Origin of the sequence: Phytobacter massiliensis JC163, from assembly GCF_000321045.1 — a bacterium.
Classification (GTDB): domain Bacteria; phylum Pseudomonadota; class Gammaproteobacteria; order Enterobacterales; family Enterobacteriaceae; genus Phytobacter_A; species Phytobacter_A massiliensis.
The window spans coordinates 1-1,734 of sequence record NZ_CAEO01000171.1 but is presented as its reverse complement, the minus strand read 5'-3'; the positions used below and the strand labels follow the sequence as shown (position 1 = coordinate 1,734).

The window sequence follows — 1,734 nt, the reverse complement described above, 5'->3', positions numbered from 1 at the left end:
ACTGCTCTTTAACAATTTATCAGACAATCTGTGTGGGCACTCAGATGGACTGGATTCTTAATGTCTTCGGACAATAAATGAATACCAAGTCTCAAGAGTGAACACGTAATTCATTACGAATGTTTAATTCTTTGAGCATCAAACTTTTAAATTGAAGAGTTTGATCATGGCTCAGATTGAACGCTGGCGGCAGGCCTAACACATGCAAGTCGAACGGTAACAGGAAGCAGCTTGCTGCTTCGCTGACGAGTGGCGGACGGGTGAGTAATGTCTGGGAAACTGCCCGATGGAGGGGGATAACTACTGGAAACGGTAGCTAATACCGCATAATGTCGCAAGACCAAAGAGGGGGACCTTCGGGCCTCTTGCCATCGGATGTGCCCAGATGGGATTAGCTAGTAGGTGGGGTAACGGCTCACCTAGGCGACGATCCCTAGCTGGTCTGAGAGGATGACCAGCCACACTGGAACTGAGACACGGTCCAGACTCCTACGGGAGGCAGCAGTGGGGAATATTGCACAATGGGCGCAAGCCTGATGCAGCCATGCCGCGTGTGTGAAGAAGGCCTTCGGGTTGTAAAGCACTTTCAGCGGGGAGGAAGGTGATAAAGCGAATACCTTTATCAATTGACGTTACCCGCAGAAGAAGCACCGGCTAACTCCGTGCCAGCAGCCGCGGTAATACGGAGGGTGCAAGCGTTAATCGGAATTACTGGGCGTAAAGCGCACGCAGGCGGTCTGTCAAGTCGGATGTGAAATCCCCGGGCTCAACCCGGGAACTGCATTCGAAACTGACAGGCTGGAGTCTTGTAGAGGGGGGTGGAATTCCAGGTGTAGCGGTGAAATGCGTAGAGATCTGGAGGAATACCGGTGGCGAAGGCGGCCCCCTGGACAAAGACTGACGCTCAGGTGCGAAAGCGTGGGGAGCAAACAGGATTAGATACCCTGGTAGTCCACGCCGTAAACGATGTCGACTTGGAGGTTGTGCCCTTGAGGCGTGGCTTCCGGAGCTAACGCGTTAAGTCGACCGCCTGGGGAGTACGGCCGCAAGGTTAAAACTCAAATGAATTGACGGGGGCCCGCACAAGCGGTGGAGCATGTGGTTTAATTCGATGCAACGCGAAGAACCTTACCTGGTCTTGACATCCACGGAATTTGGCAGAGATGCCTTAGTGCCTTCGGGAACCGTGAGACAGGTGCTGCATGGCTGTCGTCAGCTCGTGTTGTGAAATGTTGGGTTAAGTCCCGCAACGAGCGCAACCCTTATCCTTTGTTGCCAGCGGTCCGGCCGGGAACTCAAAGGAGACTGCCAGTGATAAACTGGAGGAAGGTGGGGATGACGTCAAGTCATCATGGCCCTTACGACCAGGGCTACACACGTGCTACAATGGCGCATACAAAGAGAAGCGACCTCGCGAGAGCAAGCGGACCTCATAAAGTGCGTCGTAGTCCGGATTGGAGTCTGCAACTCGACTCCATGAAGTCGGAATCGCTAGTAATCGTGGATCAGAATGCCACGGTGAATACGTTCCCGGGCCTTGTACACACCGCCCGTCACACCATGGGAGTGGGTTGCAAAAGAAGTAGGTAGCTTAACCTTCGGGAGGGCGCTTACCACTTTGTGATTCATGACTGGGGTGAAGTCGTAACAAGGTAACCGTAGGGGAACCTGCGGTTGGATCACCTCCTTACCTTAAAGAACCTGCCTCTGCAGTGTCCACACAGATTGTCTGAT

Annotated in this window: 1 rRNA gene; it reads left to right on the top strand. The window is 53.2% G+C overall.

Features of this window, described 5'->3' with window-relative positions:
• Positions 1-148: 148 nt before the first annotated feature.
• Positions 149-1,690: ribosomal RNA gene (locus ENTHG_RS00005) — 16S ribosomal RNA — on the top strand.
• The last annotated feature ends 44 nt before the right edge of the window (positions 1,691-1,734 follow it).